This window comes from Pararhizobium sp. PWRC1-1 (assembly GCF_049897905.1).
In the GTDB taxonomy this organism is placed as follows: domain Bacteria; phylum Pseudomonadota; class Alphaproteobacteria; order Rhizobiales; family Rhizobiaceae; genus Pararhizobium.
Genome location: NZ_JAFCXE010000005.1, coordinates 276,242 through 295,980 on the forward strand (window position 1 = coordinate 276,242; position 19,739 = coordinate 295,980).

At 60.6% G+C, this 19,739-nt stretch carries 23 protein-coding genes; 8 read left to right on the forward strand and 15 right to left on the reverse strand.

Annotated features, from left to right (window positions below; translation table 11 throughout):
• Nucleotides 1-13: 13 nt before the first annotated feature.
• The 9 genes from ACP7E0_RS11100 to rbfA all read right to left on the reverse strand — a co-directional run bounded on the left by ACP7E0_RS11100 (nt 14) and on the right by rbfA (nt 8,533).
• A complete protein-coding gene (locus tag ACP7E0_RS11100; RefSeq protein WP_426124887.1) occupies nt 14-253 on the reverse strand; it encodes a hypothetical protein in 240 nt (79 codons plus the stop codon).
• 95 nt (nt 254-348) lie between these two features.
• Nucleotides 349-1,365, reverse strand: a complete 1,017-nt coding sequence (locus ACP7E0_RS11105) for a class I SAM-dependent methyltransferase (RefSeq protein ID WP_426124888.1) — start codon at nt 1,363-1,365, stop codon at nt 349-351.
• A gap of 168 nt (nt 1,366-1,533) precedes the next feature.
• The gene (gene pnp, locus ACP7E0_RS11110) at nt 1,534-3,666 is read right to left on the reverse strand and encodes a polyribonucleotide nucleotidyltransferase (protein WP_426124889.1); all 2,133 of its coding nucleotides are present in this window, start codon (nt 3,664-3,666) and stop codon (nt 1,534-1,536) included.
• Nucleotides 3,667-4,028: 362 nt separating this feature from the next.
• Entirely contained in the window at nt 4,029-4,298 is a 270-nt protein-coding gene (rpsO, locus tag ACP7E0_RS11115; RefSeq protein WP_113314631.1) for a 30S ribosomal protein S15, read from the reverse strand.
• Nucleotides 4,299-4,476: 178 nt separating this feature from the next.
• Nucleotides 4,477-4,809: an SH3 domain-containing protein gene (locus ACP7E0_RS11120; protein ID WP_426124890.1), complete on the reverse strand. Its 333-nt coding sequence runs from the start codon at nt 4,807-4,809 to the stop codon at nt 4,477-4,479.
• A 37-nt stretch (nt 4,810-4,846) separates the two neighbouring features.
• Nucleotides 4,847-6,556, reverse strand: coding sequence for a sensor histidine kinase (locus ACP7E0_RS11125; protein WP_426124892.1), 1,710 nt, complete (start codon nt 6,554-6,556; stop codon nt 4,847-4,849).
• Between the two features lie 178 nt (nt 6,557-6,734).
• On the reverse strand, nt 6,735-7,670 hold the full coding sequence (gene truB / locus ACP7E0_RS11130; protein WP_426124893.1) for a tRNA pseudouridine(55) synthase TruB: 936 nt from the start codon (nt 7,668-7,670) through the stop codon (nt 6,735-6,737).
• A gap of 3 nt (nt 7,671-7,673) precedes the next feature.
• Nucleotides 7,674-8,129 carry a hypothetical protein gene (locus ACP7E0_RS11135; protein WP_426124894.1) on the reverse strand — a complete coding sequence of 152 codons (456 nt, stop codon included), beginning with the start codon at nt 8,127-8,129 and terminating at the stop codon, nt 7,674-7,676.
• Entirely contained in the window at nt 8,129-8,533 is a 405-nt protein-coding gene (gene rbfA, locus ACP7E0_RS11140) for a 30S ribosome-binding factor RbfA (protein ID WP_113245463.1), read from the reverse strand. Before rbfA ends, ACP7E0_RS11135 begins: the two co-directional genes overlap by 1 nt.
• 188 nt (nt 8,534-8,721) lie before the next feature.
• On the opposite strand from rbfA, the gene ACP7E0_RS11145 reads away from it, so the two are divergent.
• The 3 genes from ACP7E0_RS11145 (at nt 8,722) to ACP7E0_RS11155 (ending at nt 10,932) form a co-directional block, all read left to right on the forward strand.
• The gene (locus ACP7E0_RS11145; RefSeq protein WP_426124895.1) at nt 8,722-9,480 is read left to right on the forward strand and encodes a type 1 glutamine amidotransferase; all 759 of its coding nucleotides are present in this window, start codon (nt 8,722-8,724) and stop codon (nt 9,478-9,480) included.
• 116 nt (nt 9,481-9,596) lie between these two features.
• The gene (locus tag ACP7E0_RS11150) at nt 9,597-10,355 is read left to right on the forward strand and encodes a pentapeptide repeat-containing protein (RefSeq protein ID WP_426124896.1); all 759 of its coding nucleotides are present in this window, start codon (nt 9,597-9,599) and stop codon (nt 10,353-10,355) included.
• Between the two features lie 115 nt (nt 10,356-10,470).
• The gene (locus ACP7E0_RS11155; protein WP_426124897.1) at nt 10,471-10,932 is read left to right on the forward strand and encodes a GFA family protein; all 462 of its coding nucleotides are present in this window, start codon (nt 10,471-10,473) and stop codon (nt 10,930-10,932) included.
• Here ACP7E0_RS11155 and ACP7E0_RS11160 read toward each other — a convergent pair.
• From ACP7E0_RS11160 to ACP7E0_RS11175, 4 genes are read right to left on the reverse strand one after another with little or no spacing between them, the layout of a single operon-like run.
• Nucleotides 10,929-11,228, reverse strand: coding sequence for a CcdB family protein (locus tag ACP7E0_RS11160; protein WP_426124898.1), 300 nt, complete (start codon nt 11,226-11,228; stop codon nt 10,929-10,931). The genes ACP7E0_RS11155 and ACP7E0_RS11160 overlap by 4 nt on opposite strands.
• On the reverse strand, nt 11,228-11,458 hold the full coding sequence (locus tag ACP7E0_RS11165) for a type II toxin-antitoxin system CcdA family antitoxin (RefSeq protein ID WP_426124899.1): 231 nt from the start codon (nt 11,456-11,458) through the stop codon (nt 11,228-11,230). Before ACP7E0_RS11165 ends, ACP7E0_RS11160 begins: the two co-directional genes overlap by 1 nt.
• Before the next feature lie 57 nt (nt 11,459-11,515).
• Entirely contained in the window at nt 11,516-13,351 is a 1,836-nt protein-coding gene (gene lepA, locus ACP7E0_RS11170; protein WP_426124900.1) for a translation elongation factor 4, read from the reverse strand.
• Nucleotides 13,352-13,400: 49 nt separating this feature from the next.
• Nucleotides 13,401-14,681: an MFS transporter gene (locus tag ACP7E0_RS11175; RefSeq protein ID WP_426124901.1), complete on the reverse strand. Its 1,281-nt coding sequence runs from the start codon at nt 14,679-14,681 to the stop codon at nt 13,401-13,403.
• Nucleotides 14,682-14,898: 217 nt separating this feature from the next.
• Here ACP7E0_RS11175 and ACP7E0_RS11180 point away from each other — a divergent pair, with 217 nt between their 5' ends.
• The 3 genes from ACP7E0_RS11180 (at nt 14,899) to ACP7E0_RS11190 (ending at nt 16,547) form a co-directional block, all read left to right on the forward strand.
• Nucleotides 14,899-15,474 carry a helix-turn-helix domain-containing protein gene (locus ACP7E0_RS11180; RefSeq protein WP_426124903.1) on the forward strand — a complete coding sequence of 192 codons (576 nt, stop codon included), beginning with the start codon at nt 14,899-14,901 and terminating at the stop codon, nt 15,472-15,474.
• Between the two features lie 5 nt (nt 15,475-15,479).
• Complete coding sequence (locus ACP7E0_RS11185) at nt 15,480-16,010, forward strand: GNAT family N-acetyltransferase (RefSeq protein WP_426124904.1); 531 nt, start codon at nt 15,480-15,482, stop codon at nt 16,008-16,010.
• Nucleotides 16,011-16,169: 159 nt separating this feature from the next.
• A complete protein-coding gene (locus tag ACP7E0_RS11190; protein ID WP_426124905.1) occupies nt 16,170-16,547 on the forward strand; it encodes a hypothetical protein in 378 nt (125 codons plus the stop codon).
• Nucleotides 16,548-16,602: 55 nt separating this feature from the next.
• Here ACP7E0_RS11190 and ACP7E0_RS11195 read toward each other — a convergent pair whose 3' ends face one another.
• Both ACP7E0_RS11195 and ACP7E0_RS11200 read right to left on the reverse strand, forming a co-directional pair.
• Nucleotides 16,603-17,313 carry an anti-sigma factor gene (locus ACP7E0_RS11195; protein WP_426124906.1) on the reverse strand — a complete coding sequence of 237 codons (711 nt, stop codon included), beginning with the start codon at nt 17,311-17,313 and terminating at the stop codon, nt 16,603-16,605.
• Entirely contained in the window at nt 17,310-17,861 is a 552-nt protein-coding gene (locus ACP7E0_RS11200) for a sigma-70 family RNA polymerase sigma factor (protein ID WP_426124907.1), read from the reverse strand. The genes ACP7E0_RS11195 and ACP7E0_RS11200 overlap by 4 nt, the downstream gene beginning before the upstream one ends.
• A gap of 241 nt (nt 17,862-18,102) precedes the next feature.
• Here ACP7E0_RS11200 and ACP7E0_RS11205 point away from each other — a divergent pair, with 241 nt between their 5' ends.
• On the forward strand, nt 18,103-18,891 hold the full coding sequence (locus ACP7E0_RS11205; RefSeq protein ID WP_426124908.1) for a DUF4394 domain-containing protein: 789 nt from the start codon (nt 18,103-18,105) through the stop codon (nt 18,889-18,891).
• Between the two features lie 177 nt (nt 18,892-19,068).
• Nucleotides 19,069-19,734: an OmpA family protein gene (locus ACP7E0_RS11210; RefSeq protein ID WP_426124910.1), complete on the forward strand. Its 666-nt coding sequence runs from the start codon at nt 19,069-19,071 to the stop codon at nt 19,732-19,734.
• The last annotated feature ends 5 nt before the right edge of the window (nt 19,735-19,739 follow it).

Below are 19,739 nucleotides of genomic sequence, written 5' to 3' on the forward strand. Positions count from 1 at the left end.
ATTGGGTGGGCCGTCAGGCGGCCCACCAGACCACGAGCAGAACGGCGAGAACCCCGACAGCAAAAATGCCGAACATCGTCATCTGCTTGCGGGTATTGCCCAGAACCGCGGGGTCAACCGGCGCGCGGCCGGTCTGGAAGGCCAGAGGCACTTCGGAGGCGCCGCTTTTGCCTTCTCCGCTCTTGATATCTTTGACGATGACTTCAGCGACGCCCTCGGTGACGGGCGGGCGGTGTCCATAGCTAGAAACCATTGGCACACTCCATCGATGCCTGCGCGATATCACGCAAGTGAGAGAGCTAAAGGTGTACCCGTTTCGTCAATAAAGCAATTGCAAAAGCAAGCGCGTCAGCGCTTGCCCCAGAGCACCTTGAACCGCGCATTGCGGCAGGTCTCGCCCCATTCCTTGAAGGTTTCGGGCATGACTGTCTCATAGGGTAGGCCGCGATTGGCAACCAGCATCAGCCGTCCGCCAATCTTCAGCGCCTTGGCGGCCGCCTTGATCATCGCAGCGCCCAGCGCCGGGTCGGCAGCCTGTGTCTCGTGGAAGGGCGGATTCATGACGATCAGGTCGTACTTGTCGCGGGTTTCCTCCGAGGTCAGGTCCTGCCAGAAGAAACGGGTGGGCACGTTCGGGCAATTGACCTTCAGGTTTGCCCGCGCGGCTTCCAGCGAATGATAATCAGCCTCGAACAGGTCGATGCCCTTCAGGCCCGGTGCCTTCTCGGCCAGCATCACCGAGAGATAGCCCCAGCCGGCGCCGAAATCAGCGGCGTGACCCTTGAAATCCTCGGGAAGGCGCGAGGCCAAAAGTTCGGAGCCGGCGTCGATTCGCTCATGCGAAAACATGCCCGGCGCTGCATCGAAGCGGCCGTCGATACGAGCCGGCTTCTTGGAAAACTTAGCGATGACGTCGGTGGCGTCTTCCGGACGGCCGAACCAGAAGGCGATGCCATGATATTTCGGCAGGCTGTCACCACCCCAGCCGAGCTGGTTGACGCGCTTGCGCAGCGACTGGATGCCGTCATCCTTGCCGCCGGCGACAACGATCAGACCGCCGACCTTGACGCGCTTCAGCGCTTCAGCGATCCGGTCCTCGTTTTCGCCCTTGTGCTTGCCGCAAAGGATCAGCGTGGCATCATAGTCCTCGCCCTCGACAAACGGTGACACTGGCGCCTTGGCGGCTTCCAGAGCCTTGTAGAGCGGCTTTGACGCCTGAACGGCGGCAATCGAGCCTGCAAACTCCGCCGGCAGCCGGTAGCCAGCCTCGGCTCCCAGGAACAGCACACGCTCGCCCTCGCCGGGTGCGGGAACAACGCCGGTTTCGAAAGGATGGAAAAGGGTTTTCAGCGTGTCGCGGCTCATGGTCGAGGTCCTCGGGCTTGTCAGGGAAGATGGAAAGCTATTTCCCAAAAAAGACAAACGGTAACAAAGGGGATGAGAGATTGCCCGGTTCGGACGGCCCTCAGGGAAAATAAGAAAGGGCGCGGAACGATCCGCTCCGCGCCCGTAGTCGATTAAACGGTCGAACGCTTATTCAGCGGCTTCGCCTTCGCCCCTGGCGACTTCCTTGCCGGTTGCCTGATCGACAACCTTCATGGAGAGACGAACCTTGCCGCGCTCATCGAAGCCCATCAGCTTGACCCAAACCTTGTCGCCTTCCTTGACGACGTCGGAGGTCTTGGCAACACGGTCGGAAGCGAGCTGCGAGATGTGCACGAGGCCATCACGCGGACCGAAGAAGTTGACGAAAGCGCCGAAGTCGGCGGTCTTGACGACCGTGCCTTCGTAGATCTGGCCGACTTCCGGTTCTGCAACGATCGAGTGGATCCACTTGCGGGCCGCTTCGATTTCCTTGGCGGAGGACGAAGCGATTTTGATCGTGCCATCGTCGTCGATGTTGATCTTGGCGCCGGTCTTTTCAACGATTTCGCGGATGACCTTGCCGCCCGAACCGATAACTTCACGGATCTTGTCGACCGGAATGTTCATCACTTCGATACGCGGTGCGAATTCGCCGAGCTGGCTGCGGCCTTCGGTGATGGCATTGGCCATCTCGCCGAGGATGTGCTTGCGGCCGCCCTGTGCCTGGCTGAGCGCGACCTTCATGATCTCTTCGGTGATACCGGCGATCTTGATGTCCATCTGCAGCGAGGTGATGCCGTCGGCAGTGCCGGCGACCTTGAAGTCCATGTCGCCGAGGTGATCTTCGTCGCCGAGGATGTCGGAGAGAACGGCGAAGCGTTCACCTTCGAGGATCAGGCCCATGGCAATACCGGCAACCGGCTTGGCCAAAGGAACGCCGGCATCCATCAGTGCGAGCGACGTGCCGCAGACGGTTGCCATCGAGGACGAGCCGTTCGACTCGGTGATCTCGGAAACGACGCGCAGCGTGTAGGGGAACTGGTCCGCAGCCGGCAGCATCGGACGGATAGCGCGCCATGCGAGCTTACCGTGGCCGATTTCGCGGCGGCCCGGGGAGCCCATGCGGCCTGTTTCGCCGACCGAGTAGGGGGGGAAGTTGTAGTGCAGAAGGAACTTTTCCTTGTACATGCCGGTCAGTGAATCGACGTACTGTTCGTCTTCGCCAGTGCCGAGCGTGGCAACAACGATCGCCTGCGTTTCGCCGCGGGTGAACAGGGCCGAGCCATGGGTGCGCGGCAGGATGCCAACTTCGGAGACGATCTTGCGAACGGTGTCGAGATCGCGACCATCGATACGGCTCTTGGTGTCAAGGATGTTCCAGCGAACGATCTTGGCCTGCAGGTGCTTGAAGACGGCACCGATGACTTCGTTGGTGTACTTCGGCTCAGCGCCTTCCGGGAAGAAGTGTGCCTTGACCTTCGCCTTGACGGCATCGACTGCAGCGTAGCGCTCTGCCTTCTGGGTGTTCTTGTAGGCGGCGCGCAGTTCGGTCTCTGCCATGCCGAGCATTTCGGCTTCGAGCGCCGAATGATCTTCCGGGGTAAAGTCGCGCGGTTCCTTGGCAGCCACTTCAGCGAGCTTGATGATCGCGTCGATGACCGGCTGGAAACCCTTGTGGCCGAACATGACGGCGCCGAGCATGATTTCTTCGTTCAGTTCCTTGGCTTCCGATTCGACCATCAGGACGGCGTCCTGGGTGCCGGCAACGACGAGGTCGAGGATCGACTCAGGCATTTCATCGAGATGCGGGTTCAGAACGTACTGGCCGTTGATATAGCCAACGCGTGCGCCGCCAACCGGGCCCATGAAAGGAACGCCGGAGATCGTCAGGGCAGCAGAGGCCGCAACCATCGACAGGACGTCCGGATCATTTTCGAGGTCGTGCTGCATGACGGTGACGACAACCTGGGTGTCGTTCTTGTAACCATCAGGAAACAGCGGGCGGATCGGGCGGTCGATCAGGCGGGAAACCAGTGTTTCCTTTTCCGACGGACGGCCTTCGCGCTTGAAATAGCCGCCGGGGATCTTGCCGGCTGCGTAGGTCTTTTCCTGGTAGTTGACGGTCAGCGGGAAGAAATCCTGGCCCGGCTTCGGCGACTTGGCCGAAACGACGGTGGCGAGAACGACGGTTTCGCCGTAGGTGGCGAGAACTGCGCCGTCAGCCTGACGGGCGATCTTGCCGGTTTCGAGCTTGAGCGGGCGGCCTGCCCATTCAATTTCGACTGTGTGGGTATCGAACATGTTTTGTCCTTCGTGTGCGGCAATGCCGCGCCGCAGCCAGTGTGGCGCGGGCGGCAGTGTTTCCGCTGATATGACACATCACGGGCAAGACAACGGGAGGCTTCCAAATCGGCTGACGCTCTTTCCGCTCCCTCAAAGCCTGAAGCTCCGGGTGCGTGGAAAACGCGCAAGCGCCGAAGCATCCTGCAATCCTGCCCCATGACAGGTCATCGGTTGGTTCCGCAGAGCCGGCCCATCCGGTCTGCTGGGGTGTCTGCCTCCAACTGCGCCGTATCGGCATTTTTGGAAGCGCAAACGCGGGATGTACCCCGCAAAAAACAAACCGGCGGGCCCCTTGTTGAAGGGTCCCGCCGGTGTAAGGCTTAGCGGCGAATGCCGAGAGCAGTAATCAGCTTGGTGTACCGTGCCTCTTCCTTGCCCTTGACATAGTCAAGAAGCGAACGGCGGGTAGAAACCATTGCCAGAAGGCCACGACGCGAGTGGTTGTCCTTCTTGTGGCCCTTGAAGTGATCGGTCAGGTTGTTGATCCGCTCGGTGAGGATCGCAACCTGGACTTCCGGGGAACCGGTGTCGCCTTCGACGATTGCGTATTCCTTGATAAGCGCAGCCTTGCGCTCTGCAGTGATCGACATCGTGTCATCCTTTCAATGTTTAGGATTTCAGGTCGCCAGCAGCCGGGATGTCGTCTAGCTGCGGCCGTGAAGGCAAAAGTCCGCGGAGAGCGGGGTCTGATGCTGGCGCTGCCTATAAACCATCCGGCATTAAAAAGAAAGAGGGCGGATAAAGGCGCCGCAATCTCTCAACATGCCGTCATTGCGGCGGTGTGCGCGGTTTCATCGGGGCGGATTTTGTGTTGTCATCGGCCATCGTACAATCGAGATAGGTGGCAAACACCCAGCCGAGCGTCCCGTCCGTCGCACTCACCTTCGCCCATCGCTTGCCGGCGAACGACCTCTCCTCAACGATCACCACGGCAGTACCGTTGGGCAGGGTGGAAAGGACACGGCCCTGCGGCCCGGACCGCACGTTGAGGGGCGTTGCGGTCGGGTCCGAGACGACACAGCCAGCGGCAACCGCGACGGCCGTATCACCGGACAATACCGCAACAACAACGAGCGCCGTCTTGATGACGTTCAGAAACATATCCCCTCCACGACAAAGCAGGCCGTCCGGCAATACCCTATGGCGAAACTGCGAGATTGGCGCTCAGCTTTTCATCCGGGATTTCGACGCGCCATTCGATCCCGTCGTCGTGCATGATCCGCTCCAGCTTGGCATCCAGCGCCATGCCGAGCATGCGCTCCAGCACCATCGTGCCGAAGCCCTTGCGCACGCTGCCGCCCTCAGGAGGAGCAATGTCGGCGCCCTTTTCTCTCCAGACGAACACGAACGTGCCACCGGAGACTGACCATTGCAGGTCGATCATACCGCTAGCGTTGGCAAGCGCCCCATACTTCGTGGCATTGGTGGCCAGTTCGTGCAAGGCCATGCCGAGCGTCTGCGATACCTGCGCATCCAGCCGCACGGGCGGTCCCGACAAATGAACCCTCTGCGGATCGTCAGGCGTGAACGGCTGCAGCTGGTTCTGCGCCAGCTCGCGAAAATCCACACCCTGCGCGGCATTGGCAATCATCAGATCGGTCGAGCGGGCAAGGCCCGCGATACGCTTGCGGAAGGCTTCAGCGAAATCCACCCGGCTTTCGGCTGCGTTGAGCGACTGGTTGAGCATCGACTGGATAACGGTGAGCTGGTTTTTCGAGCGATGCGCCACCTCGCGCATCAGGAAGCGGATTTCGTTTTCCGCTTTTCTGCGCGCTTGCGCCGCTTCGGCCAAAGCCGCCGATACAGTTTCGATTTCGGCGATCATGTGCTTGCGCGCCGCAATCGGCCGGCCCGCTCCCAAGAGATGCGCGTCCCGAGCCAGCATCTTGACGCCCTGCGCCAGAAGGCGGGCGATGGTGGCGGATCCGGCTATCGCTATACCGGCAAAGAGAAGCCCGCCCAGCGACAGCCAAAGATAGGACCAGAGCGCAGGCGCATCGACATCCACACTTTTTGCCCAGGCAATGATCTTCCAACCGGTGAGCACGGAAAATTCGGTGACTGTTCTGTATTCAATACCATCGTGCACCGCGTCGCCGACACCGACACGCAGTGCCGGCACGATCTCCATGAAAAATGGCTTGCCGACAGCGACCGCCGTATCCGACGAGGCAATCACATTGCCAGCGCCGTCCAGCAATGCCGCATTCCAGCCAGGCGACAAGACATCCCGGTTGACCGCCTTCAGCATATTCTCCGAATTCTGGGTCAGGGTCAGCAGGTAGTCGCCATTACCAAGCGGCGTGGTAATCGGAAGGTAGACGTTGAACACCCATCTTTTTGCCGTCTGACCAAAGAACACATTCGAGACGAACGGCCCGCCATTTCGGAATGCCTGGTCGATGGAGGTCGGGTCGGACGCCTTCGCCAGCTGGCTTCCGAACGGCACCCGCGTATTGAAGAGCTGATTATGGGCACGATCGATTACCAGCAGGTTCGAATCCGTTCCCGCAAGCGATGAGCGGGCGCGATCGTAGAATTGCCGAAGATTCTTGTTGTCGATCGTGCTCGCCGTGGACATCACCTTCAGCGTGGTCAGCATACTATCGATCTCGCGCTCCACCACACGCGTGACCGAACCGGTCGATGCCTTGAGCAGCGCTGTGACCACACGCTCCTGCTCATCGGTGCTGCGTTTCAGAATAATCATCGAAAATACGAAGGATGGTATAACGGCAACAAGCAGCAGCACCGTCAGATAAAATGACAGCGGACGTCTCAATCGCGAACGCAGAAGCGCTCTCCAGGGAGCACGCGGCGCACTTTTTCTATCCAGTCCGTCGCTCAAGCGTCCATCACCCAAATTGCATAGCCGAAGGTCGGCATGGGCCGATTTCGATTCACGTCATACGCGGGCCACTCCAGAAGGAGTTTGCGAATCCCAAATACAGACCGGAACATGCGCCAGCGACTTCCGGAAGGCAACCGATGCCATGCTGCGAAATCTATGAGGGTCTATCGGAGTTTCAAGCGGTGACGAAGACACGCTTCGGCCGGAATTCGCCTTCGCCGATCTCGCCGATGGCAACCAGCTTGCCACGCGACGTCGCATAGGCTTCCGGTTCGGCCATGGGTGCATCGCGGCCGCGCAGGATGATCGGATTGCCCATTTTCAGGCGATGGGCCTGGTCCTCGGAAATCGCGATATGCGGCAGGTTCGACAGGGCTTCGCCGGTATCGATCAGGAAGGCATCGAGCGCTTCCAGCCGCTCCTCGTCGTTCTCGATCTTTTCCAGCGCGACCAGTTCAGCCAGTGGCACCATGGCTTCTTCGGCAAAAGGAGCGACGAAGCTGCGGCGCAGCGAAGCGATATGACCGAAACAGCCGAGATCACGGCCGAAATCGCGGGCCAGCGACCGCACGTAGGTGCCCTTGCCGCATTCGATCTCGAAATGCGCGAGGTTCGGCGTGCAGCCAAGCAGCGACAGGCGGAAGACTTCGACTTCACGGGCAGGAATATCGACGGTCTCGCCTTCGCGGGCCAGATCGTAGGCGCGGTTGCCATCGATCTTGATCGCCGAAAACTGCGGCGGCACCTGGCTGATCACGCCGGTATACTTCGGCAAGAGCGCGCGAATATCTTCCTCGGACGGACGGACATCGGACGACTGCGTTACCTCGCCTTCGAGATCGTCGGTCGAACGCTCTTCGCCCCAGGCGACGGCGAATTCATAGATCTTGCGGCCATCCATGACATAGGGAACGGTCTTGGTCGCATCGCCCAGCGCGATCGGCAGCATGCCCGAGGCCAAAGGATCGAGCGTGCCGGCATGTCCGGCTTTCTGCGCCTTGAACAGCCACTTGATCTTCGACACGGCCTCGGTCGAGCCGAAATCCAGCGGCTTGTCGAGGATCAGCCAGCCGGAAATCGGGCGGCCCTTGGGCTTGCGAGGTTTTGACATGGTTCAGGCTCTTTTTTTACGAAACGTCGCTGCAGTCTTGGCGATGCTGCCATCCGGCATTTTCTGGCTGTTGCCCTTTTCAAATCCCAGGGCGTAAAGCCGCCTGGCGATCAAGTATCCGGCAGCAATGGTGGCACCATTGTCGATGCTATAGTCTTCACCGAGGCCTTCGACCAGCAAGGGCTCGATGGCGCCAAGCGGTGGTTTTCCGGATGCGGCGGCCTCAAGCAGCAGCTTCTCATTGTAGGGCGAATAAACGATGGCTTCGAGCGCCTTCATCTCGCGGTCGCCATGGGCGATGTCCTTGCCGTGGCGAAACGGCAGGCCGGAGGCAACTATCATTTCGACGAGACTGACAGAATCGGAATTGTCGAACCGCGCCAGGCCGCTACGATAGAATGTCTGGCGCCGGTCGAACGTCCAGGCGTTGAGTTCGTCCAGAGTGATATGCTTTGCCATCACTGCTCGCCGTCTTCGTCCTTCAGATCGCGCATGACTTCCGGAGACCGCAGCAATTGGTCGATCTTCTTATAGTTGTCGAAGCTGGTATCGTCCTTGAAGCGGACTTCCGGCATGTATTTCAGCTGCCGGATATGCGGCGTCAGACGGCCACGGATATATTTGGCATGGCGGTTCAGCGCTTCGATGACATTGGAGTGATCGGCAACGCCGAGCGGTGTCACGAAGGCCGTGGCAACGCGCAGGTCGGTCGACATGCGGACTTCCGAAATCGAAATCACCGTCGTCTCAAGCAGGGAATCGCGCACTTCTCCGCGCTGCAGCACCTGTGTCAGGCCTGCACGTACCTGTTCGCCGACCCTCAGCATGCGCTGCGAGGGGGCAGAGGATGTCACTTTACTCATGGCTTTTCCGCTGTCTGGCGTTTCAAGGAACGCGACCAAGGCGGTCCAATGCTACTTTCAGGCCAAAAGGTCAAGGCTTTCCGGTCATTCGGCAGGCCTCGCCAACGGTGAAATCACCCCGCAACCCTCTTGAAAGCGGGCACACGGCGTGGTCAACCTGATCGAAACGGCGAGCAGACGGAGACAGGATGCGGGTTCTGGTGATTGAAAACATGGCGCATTCCGGCCTTGGGCAGGTTGGCGTGGCGTTGGAGGAAGCAGGCGCCGAGATCGACCTGCGCCAGCCCTTCGTGGGCCAAGCCCTGCCCGGCGACATTCACGGGCATGATGCCCTTGTGGTGCTTGGCGGCGAGCAGAGTGCGGTCGATGACCACATCCACCCCTACCTGCCGGAGCTTGCCCGCCTGATGCGCGCCTTTGCCGATGCCGGCAAGTCGGTGCTCGGCATCTGCCTCGGCAGCCAGCTTCTGGCGCGCGCCCACGGCGGCGACAATCTTCTCGGCAAAACGCGGGAATTTGGCTGGCACGAGGTCACGCTTACCGCGGAAGGCAAACGTGATCCGGTGCTCAGCGCCGCGGGCTCTGCCTTCAAGAGCTTTGAATTGCATTCCGACAGCTTCACAATTCCACCCGGCGCCGAGCATCTGGCCGCGAACCCAGCTGTTGCCAATCAGGCCTTCCGGATCGGCCGCGCCGCCTATGGCATGCAGTTTCATTTCGAGGCGGGAACACCCGTCGTCGAGGGCTGGAACCGGACTTTTGAAACGGTAATCAACCGCATCGATCCGGATTGGCTGCAAAACTATCCGGAGCATGCCGCACGCCATGCCGAGCAGTCAGATGCTGCCGGATTGGCGTTGGCACGTGCCTGGGTCGCCACGATCCAGCCCGCCGAATATGTTGACCATGGTACCGCCGGTTGGCGGGCGTCAGCGCATGACAGATAAACGTGTTCCGGCATTTGCCGCCGGAGCCAATGATCCTATCTATTAAACTGCGTGACATCGTATAGAGCGCAGGAGGAGCTTGCGACCGGGGCAAGCTTGAAGCTGAGGAGCAGAACATGCGGATAAAGAGCCTTTTCGACGGACAAGCCGAGCATTCGGTGCCGAACCATGGTTCCACCGCCAAATACCGCCCACTTGCCATCGGTGTTCTGACGCTCTTAGCGTCTCTGGCGACCACTGCCCCCGCAATGGCCGCCTATTGCGGCAGCACGCCGGAGCCGGGGCTGGACTGGAGCGAATGCACCAAGAAAAACCTGATGCTGCCCTCCAGCGAACTCGAAGGCGCCAACCTCTCCGGCACCGATTTTTCGTTGACCGATCTCAGCGGTTCGAACCTGACATCGGCCAACCTCGAAAAGGCCAATCTGGTGCGCGCATGGCTGGCCGGCTCCAAGGCTGAAAAGGCCAATTTCGCCCGCGTCGAGGCCTATCGTTCAAGCTTTGCCAATATTGCCGCCAACGGCGCTTCATTTGCCGGCGCCGAACTGCAGCGCGCCGATTTCAGCGGCGCCGATCTGACCGGAGCCAATTTCGAAAAGGCGGAGGTCGGCCGCGTCCTGTTCAAGGGTGCCGTGCTTACCGGCACGCGCTTTGCGCTTGCCAACCTGTCGCGCGCCAATCTCAGCGGCGCGACCTTCGAAGGCCCCCTGGATTTCGATCAGGCCTTCATGTTCCTCACCCATATCGAGGGGCTGGATCTTTCCGCAGCCAAGGGTCTCGTACAGGCGCAGGTCGATCTGGCCTGCGGCGACGAGCAGACGAAGCTTCCGGAAGGACTGACCACGCCGGCGGGCTGGCCTTGCGCATCAGACTAAGCCGGCTAACGATCGGCGCATGTCATGCGCCGTTTGTCCTCGGGTCAACCATCGGCAACACTGGACATCAGAGGCTTCTCCGCTAGGTTCATTGCTGAACGCGGAGGAGCGAATCATGAGCAAACTGACTATCCCCCAGGAAGGTGGCTGCCGCTGCGGCCAGGTGCGGCTGAAGATCAGCGCACCGCCGATCATCACCATGGCCTGCCACTGCACCGGCTGCCAGAAAATGTCCTCCAGCGCCTTTTCGCTGAGCGCCGCCATCCCGGCCGAGGGTTTCGAAGTCATCGCCGGCGAACCGGTGATCGGCGGCCTGCATGGCGCTACCCGTCACTATTTTTGCCCGCACTGCCTGACCTGGATGTTCACCCGCCCCGAAGGCATGGACTGGTTCGTCAACCTGCGCTCGACCATGCTGGATGACACAAGCGGTGTTGCCCCTTTCGTCGAGACATTCACCAGCGAGAAGCTGCCCTGGGTGGCAACATCGGCCGTGCACTCCTACGAGACATTTCCGCCGATGGAAGCCTTTGGGGGGCTGATGCAGGAATTTGCCGAGCGAACGGCATCCGCCTAAAACCCCTGGAACAGGAAATCCGTGGCGGCGGTAATGGCGTCCGCATGACCGGTGAGGTCGGCAACATCGACGCCAAGTTCAGTGATCGAAACGACACCGATGAACTGCGTCGCCATCGTATAAGAGCGTCCATTGATCTCGAAATGCGGATTAAGCCGAGCAATGACGGGTGACAGGTCTCCCTTGGGTAGAAGCGGAACGACGGCGCAGGTCTGGAGGTTCGACAGAAGATCGGACTGCACGGCCATAATCAATGCATCCCCAGACCTCAGACGATAAGCATGAAATCTCGCCATCAGAACTGACGATATTTGGCCAATGGCAAGCCGTGTTCCTCGACATATTTATTCGACGCCGCGATTGCCTCGGCATTTTCCAGCCGCCACAAACGTTCTTGCTCGGCCTTGACCGCACGCCCGATGCCGTCCTCGGCCGCACGCGACAAATTGATCTTGAGATCGCGCGCCTGTGAGACAAGGTCGCTATCGAGGGATAGATTGGCAGATTTACGGGCGGGCTGAGACATGATCCTCTCCATCGGACATGCGCCTAATATATGCGCATGTCCGATGAAAGAGAAGACCTACTCGTCGCTCATCTTCAGCGCTGCAATGAACGCTTCCTGCGGAATATCCACCTTGCCGAACTGGCGCATGCGCTTCTTGCCGGCCTTCTGCTTGTCGAGCAGCTTGCGCTTGCGCGAGGCGTCGCCGCCGTAGCATTTTGCCGTCACGTCCTTGCGCAGTGCCGAGATGGTTTCGCGGGCGATGACGTTGCCGCCGATGGCGGCCTGGATCGGAATCTTGAACATGTGCTTGGGGATCAGGTCCTTCAGCTTTTCGCACATGTCGCGGCCGCGCCGTTCGGCAGCCATACGGTGCACCATCATCGACAGGGCATCGACAGGCTCGCCATTGACCAGCACCGACAGCTTGACCAGGTGGCCTTCGCGGTGATCGGTCAAGTGGTAATCGAACGAGGCATAGCCCTTCGAGATCGACTTCAGCCGGTCGTAGAAATCGAACACGACTTCGTTGAGCGGCAGGTCATAGGTCAGCATGGCGCGCTTGCCCACATAGGTGAGCTCGATCTGCAGGCCGCGCCGGTCCTGGCACAGCTTCAGGATGCCGCCGAGATAATCGTCAGGCGTCAGGATCGTCGCGCGGATCCACGGTTCATGGATTTCGGCAACCTTGACCACATCGGGCATATCGGCCGGATTGTGCAGCTCGCGCTCTGTGCCGTCGTTCATGAACAGTTTGTAGACGACGGACGGAGCGGTCGCGATCAGGTCGAGATCGAACTCGCGCTCGAGACGTTCCTGAATGATTTCGAGATGCAACAAGCCGAGGAAGCCGCAGCGGAAACCGAAGCCGAGCGCTGCAGACGATTCCATCTCGAAGGAGAAGGAGGCGTCGTTGAGGCGCAGCTTGCCCATGGCGGAGCGCAGATCCTCGAAATCGGCGGCATCGACCGGGAAGAGACCGCAGAACACCACCGGCTGGGCCGGCTTGAAGCCCGGCAGCATCTTGGCCGTCTGGCGCTTGTCCTCGGTGATGGTGTCGCCGACGCGGGTGTCGGCCACTTCCTTGATCGAGGCGGTGATGAAGCCGATCTCGCCAGGGCCGAGCGCCTCGACATTGACCATTTTCGGCGTGATGACGCCGACGCGCTCCACCTGATATTTGGCATCCGCACCCATCATCCGCACCGTCATGCCGCGCTTCAGCGTGCCGTCGAGCACGCGCACGAGAACGATGACGCCGAGATAGGCGTCGTACCAGCTATCGACGAGCAGCGCCTTCAGCGGGCCATTCTCGCCTTCCTCGCTCTTGGGCGCCGGCAACTGGTGGACGATCGCTTCCAGTACCTCGGGAATGCCGAAGCCGGTCTTGGCCGAGATCAGCACGGCCTGGGAGGCGTCGATGCCTATGACTTCCTCGATCTGCTCGCGGATACGGTCGGGTTCGGCGGCCGGCAGGTCGATCTTGTTGAGAACGGTGACGATCTCGTGATTGTTGTCGATCGCCTGATAGACGTTGGCGAGCGTCTGGGCTTCAACGCCCTGCGACGCATCCACCACCAGAAGCGAGCCTTCGCAGGCCGACAGCGAGCGCGAGACTTCATAGGCGAAGTCAACATGGCCGGGCGTGTCGATCAGGTTGAGGACATAGGTCTCGCCATTGTTGGCGACGTAATGCAGGCGCACGGTCTGCGCCTTGATGGTGATGCCGCGCTCTTTCTCGATATCCATCGAGTCGAGAACCTGCTCCGACATTTCGCGTGCGGCAAGGCCGCCGGTCGACTGGATCAACCGGTCAGCCAGCGTCGACTTGCCATGGTCGATATGGGCCACGATCGAGAAATTGCGGATGTGCGACAGGGGCGTCTTTGAAGGTGTTGTGCTCATGCGCCGCATATAGCAGCGGTATCAACCGCCGCAAAGCAGGAAATGCAGGCTTTGTTCACTATAATTGCCGGATATCGCCCGCAACCGGATCGCCCTCGACCATCGCACCGGCATTCGGCATCTGCGCGCTCTTCATCTCGAAATTCTCGCGCAGGTGCGGCGGCACCGTTTCGCGGAATTTGAGCCGCACGGCCACGAAGGCTGCGTAGGCGAGCGCCGTGCCCATGGCGGCATAGATGAAGGTCTTCGGGCCGAAGACCGGCGTCAGCAGCGTGATCGACAAGGGAATGATCGTGGCGGCGATCGACCAGCACATCAAAAGCGTCGAGGCGAGCGGCACGAAATCGGCGGGGGCGGTGCGATCGTTGGCATGGGCATTGGCAATCGAATAGACGGTTTCGACGGCACCGGCAAAAACGGCGAAGACCAGCATCAACAGGATCAGGTTGGCAAACGAGACGGAGAGCGCCACGAGGGCGGCGGCGGCAATCAGCAGGCAGACCAGGATCAGCACGATGCGCCGGTCGATCCGGTCCGACAGCACGCCCATCGGATACTGGATGAAGATCAGCCCGAACTGCATGACCAGCATCAACAGCGCCACATCGCCCTGGCTGACCGAATTGGCGGCCGCATAGATCGGGGTAAAACCCTGCACGGCCATGGATAGCCCACCGGCAGCAAGAACGCCGACGAAGGCGACGGGGGAGTTGCGCCAGACCATCGGCACATCGACGCTGACTTTGGCTGGCGGCGGCGGATTGGGCAGGCGGGTCAGGCCGATCGGCAGGATCGCCATGGTGGTGAAGAAGATGGTGAGCAGCGGTGCCAGATTGCCATCTGCCGGAATCTGGCCGAACAGCCAGGCGCCAGCGCCAATGGCGATGACATAGACCATGTAGAATACCGACATCGCCTTGCCGCGCCAGCTGTTGGCGCTGGCATGGTTGAGCCAGCTGAGCGAGATGATGAAATTGATATTGCCCGCCGCACCATAGACGCCGCGCGCGAACACCCAGAGCAGCGGATGAAAACCGAGCGCGATCAAAAAGGCCGACAGCAGAACCAGCGCCATCGAGCAGGAAAACGCCCGTGCATGGCCGACCCTGCGGATCATCGGTCCGGCAACGACGCAGCCGGCGAGACCGCCAAAGGCAAGGGCCGTGACCGCAGCACCGGCAACCCAGGGCGGGCTGTCGCCCTTCGCCAAAAGGAAAGGCACATAGGCGAACATCATGCCATTGCCGATGCCGACACAGGCCATGGAGGCAACGATGCTGGCGATCGACAGCACGGATGCGCGCGGCTGTTCGGACCGGATTCCTTCTATCGCCGCCATTCACCCTCTCAAGCCCGCAACAGGCGGCACTGCCGCCGCCTGTTCAAGTCTTCACTAAGATATTGATCGCAAGGCGATTTCCTCAGCCGCCTCACGAAATCGCACTCTATCCGGTTGCGTCGAATTTGAATGTCGCCAAAACGGCATAGGCCGACTTTATTTCAAGGGACCAGCAATTTCCGTTGACTCCACTATAAGAACAATTAATTCTCTTATAATGGAAAATTCAAACGGTTTCGAAACGAATATTGCCGCCCGGATGAGGGCGCTGAGATTGGCTCAGTCGATGACGCTCGACGAGCTCGCCACCCGTGCCGGCGTCAGCCGGGCGATGATCTCGCGCATCGAACGTGGCGAAGCAAGTCCGACCGCCCAGCTTCTTGCCCGGCTCTGCAGTGCATTGGGCACGACCTTGTCGCGATTTTTCGCAGACGGCGAAAACACTGAAGATCCGCTCTCGCGCAGGAACGACCAGCGGATCTGGCGCGATCCCGAAACCGGCTATCGGCGCCGCTCTGTCTCACCCGATGGCACCGGTTCGCCGGTCGATATCGTCGAGGTCGAGTTTCCGCCGGGTGCCCGCGTGGTGTTCGAGCAACAGCAGTTCGACGCCGGGCTGACGCAGCATCTCTGGCTGTTTGAGGGCAAGCTGACCATGACCGCCGGCGAAGAGACGCATGTGCTGGAGGCCGGCGACTGCCTGTTCATGCGGCTTGCCGAGGCCCACATCTTTCACAATCCCCATGGCAAGCCGGCACGCTACGCCATCATTCTCAACCGCAGCAAAGTCTAATCCCGATGTCCAAGATTACCATCCGCACGCTTACCCCCTCCGAAACCACGGCCGCCCTGCCCGCGCTTGCCGACATCCTGTCCGATTGCGTCGAGGGTGGCGCTTCCGTCGGGTTCATGTCACCCTATACACCGCAGGATGCGGCCCCTTATTGGCAAGGGGTTGCCCAGGCGGTCACCGAAGGCAACACGGTACTGATCGTGGCGGAGAAGGACGGCGAAATCCTTGGCACGGTGCAGCTCGGTATCGGCACGATGCCGAACCAGCCGCATCGCGCCGACCTGAAGAAGCTGCTCGTCCACCGCAAGGCCCGCGGTCTCGGGCTTTCGCGCCTGCTGATGGACGCTGCCGAAGACGCCGCGGTCAAGCATGGACGGCATGTTCTGGTGCTCGACACGGCAACCGGAAGCCCGGCGGAAGGTATTTACGAGAGGTTCGGCTGGCAGCGCGTCGGCGTTATTCCGCAATACGCCCTGATGCCGGATGGTAGCTATTGCGGCTCGACGTTCTTCTACAAATCACTGGCTGCGGATTGACGCGCCGAAAACACGCAGGGCTCCACCTATCCTTGTCACCAAAAATGGCCATACCGCGCTGAAAAAACCACGTTTTCCGGCCGATCCGCCCATTCCGCACCCCTTATCTTCGTGCTAGCTGATGTACTGCCGCAAGGCCGATATTCTTAAGGGGAACCCATGAAAACCATTCTTCAGCGCGCGGGTCTGGCCGCGCTTTCCATCGCCATGCTTCTCCGCGGCGTCTCCGTTGGCTCAGCTGCCGACGTCACCTTCGAGATGAAAAACAGCCATCCGAATGCCGTCGAAGTCGAACTTTACAGCCAGGATCGCGACCATGTCTGGCCGGGCAACAACCAGGTTTACCTGCTGGATGACGGCGAAACCAAGCAAATCCCGCTGTCCTGCGATCAGGGCGAAAAGATCTGCTACGGCGCCTGGATTTCCGGCGACAAGTCGACCTATTGGGGCACCGGTCCGGACAATGGCGAAACCTGCACCGATTGCTGCTACACCTGCACGGGCGGCAACACCGAAGAAATCGATCTGACCGAATAGCCGATCATCGGCCGCGCGGGCGCCCAACCGGAGCGCCCGCCAGCCTTCAGACAATTCAGCGCGGCATCTTTGCAAAACCCTTGACCAGGATAGGCCCTGTTGGCCGGCCTGTCGGCGAGCCGCCGGCCTGCTCGATGGTAATCTCGTAGAGTTGCGCTTCCTGCGGCTGCGGCAGTACGGGACCGGCAAGAACGATTTCCTGCGAACGCGGCAAAAGCCCCAGCGACACCGGCCCCAGATCCTTGGAAGGAAGCGTCCACACCTGCATGGTGCGGCCTTTTGGAACTTCGAAATCGACAAGCGGCATCACGCGCGCCGACGCATTGCCGAAATCCTCGACAATTGCCTGTGGCTCTCCCGCTGCATTCAGAAGCACGGCTACCACGCGCGGCTCCGGCTGCGACAGCAGGCTCCAGCCCAGACCAACCGCCAGAAGCAGCGATGCCGCAATGCCGCCAAGGGCCGTGCGGCGCCATACGGAACTGCTGTTGTCGTTTGCCGGCGCCGGTTGGGCAAGACCCGCAGTGACACCGGCCTTTGGCTCGTCCAGCGTTGCAGCAATGCGGCCCCACAGGCCATCCGGTTCGGGACCTGGCTTTGCCAGAAGATCCAGCGCCAGAAAACGATCGCGGCTTGCGGCGACGGCGGCGCGAAGAGCAGCGTCGGTTTCGATCTCCACTTCGACGCGGGCGTGATCGGCCGCATCCAGAAGGCCCAGCACATACTCGTCGGCCAGTTCGTCGATATCCTGCTTGCCGGCGCTCATGCCATGCACTCCCGAAGCGAGGTCAGCCCACGGCGAACCCAGGCCTTGGCGGTGCCGAGCGGTACTTTCAGCCGGCCGGCGATCTCGCCATGGGTATAGCCGGATATATAGACCATCAGGATGCTCTGGCGCTTGGTCTCGTCGAGCCGCGACAGGCACGCGCGCAACCGGTTCTGACGGTCGAGATCAGCCCAGACATTGGTTGCGTGATCCATGTGTTCGGCATCGTGCAGATCGGCGAGATTGTCCGGCTCGGTGAATTCCAGCCGCTTGCCGTCGCGCACCAGATTGAGCGCCCGGTTGCGGGCGATGGCATAAATCCAGCCGCGCGCCGATCCACGATCCGGCGCGTATTGGCCGGCCTTGGTCCAGATCTGGATGAAGGCTTCCTGCACGACATCTTCGGCGAGGTCACGCCGGCGCAGGATACGCTGTGCAACGGCCACAAGCCGCGCGCCTTCGAGCTCGAAGATCGTCCGCAGCGCATTGCGATCGCCCTTGGCGCAACCGGCCAGTGCGTCCGCCAATATCTCCTGATGCTCCTGCATTCCGCTCCCACTGTTCCCAAGGCCCGTTACCCGGCCTTCCAGTTGTATCAATTCCGTCAAATGCCGTTGTTTGAGGGTCAACATAGGCGTTTTACCCGCAAGGGCGACCTGCGGATGCAGTTCAGGAAAATTAATTTTCCACCAGTGCATCCAAACCCTGCTTCCCGTGTGTCTACCGGTTGGAAGGCGGCTTCACATGGATCGCCTCCTGTGACGATTTCAGACAACAAGGAGACTTCGAATGAAGACCATAAAGACTGCATTGATCGCCTCCACGGTCCTGTTTACCAGCGGCGGCATCGGGTTTGCTGCGCCGGTTCTCGGCCTGACCGGAGACAAGACGCTCGTTCTGTTCGACACGGCCAATCCGGCAGTCACCAGGACGATGGACGTTACCGGCGTCGACAGCCTCGCCGGCATCGATTTCCGCCCCTCCAACAAGACCGTGATCGGCGTGACGCCGGACAGCCGGATCGTCACCATCGATCTTGAAACGGGTGCAGCAAGCGATGTTGCCAAGATGAATACGCCGCTGCCAATCGACGATGCGGCGGTGGTGGTGGACTTCAACCCGATGGCCGACCGGCTGCGCTTCATGACCGGCACGACCAATCACCGCGTCCATCCCGATACGGGCGAAGTCACCGTCGATGGCAAGCTCGCTTACGAGGACGGCGACATGCACAAGGGCGAAACGCCGAACATCGTCGCTGCCGCCTACATCAATTCCCACGGCAAGCCGGAAAAGACCGGGATGTACAATATCGACGCGACGATCGGCGCCTTGATCAAGCAGACCAAACCGAATGACGGCACGCTGGCCGCAATCGGCAAGCTCGGCATCGACGGCGGAGCTCCGGCCTTCGCCTTCGACATCCAGACCACGGCGGATGGAACCAATACGGCGTGGCTTGCCAATGGCACCAAGCTCTACACGGTCAACCTGGAAACGGGCGCGGCCACGGCGGCGGGCGAGATTACCGGCTCGGCAGGCGCGCTTCGCGACATCGCCGTTTTGCCGGCAATGTAGTGATTGCGCACCGGGCGGGTGGGCAAACCCTGCCGGCTTGCCCGGTTCGAAAGCAAAGGCATGACGGTGCACCATGGGCTGAAACAGAAAGTTGATTTCCCAAAAGGCTTGATCTTCATCTTCCTGCCGCAATCGGTAGTATGAAGCAGAGTAGATCTTTTGGGGACCCGTGATTCCATGATGAAGAAAATTGCCGTTCTGGCCATCGCCGCAATCTATCTTTCCGGCTGCACCACGACCGACCCGTATACGGGCGAGCAGAAAATGTCGAACACCGCCGGTGGCGCGCTGATCGGTGCGGGGCTGGGTGCAGCAACCGGCCTTCTGGTCGGTGGCAGCTCTGCCGGACGCCGCGACGCCGCTCTTGTCGGCGCCGGCATCGGCGCGCTCGGTGGCGGCCTGATTGGCAACTACATGGACAGCCAGGAATCCGAACTGCGCGCACAGCTGCAGAACACCGGTGTTTCGGTCACCCGCGTTGGCGACCGCATCGTTCTCAACATGCCGGAGAATATCACCTTCGCCACCGATCAGGACCAGATGAGCCCCAGGGCCTATCCGACGCTGAACTCGGTCGCGATCGTGCTGCGCAAGTTCAACAAGACGTTGATCGATGTCGATGGCCATACGGATTCAACCGGTAGCGCCAGCCACAACCAGGACCTTTCGGAACGGCGCGCCATCTCGGTCGCCAATTATCTTGGCTCGCAGGGCGTCGACCAGCGCCGCATGTCGGCCGTCGGCTACGGCCCCGACCGGCCGATCGCTTCGAATGGCAGCCCGGCAGGACGCGCCCAGAACCGCCGCGTCGAAATCTCGATCGCGCCGATCAAACAGGGCTGATCCCG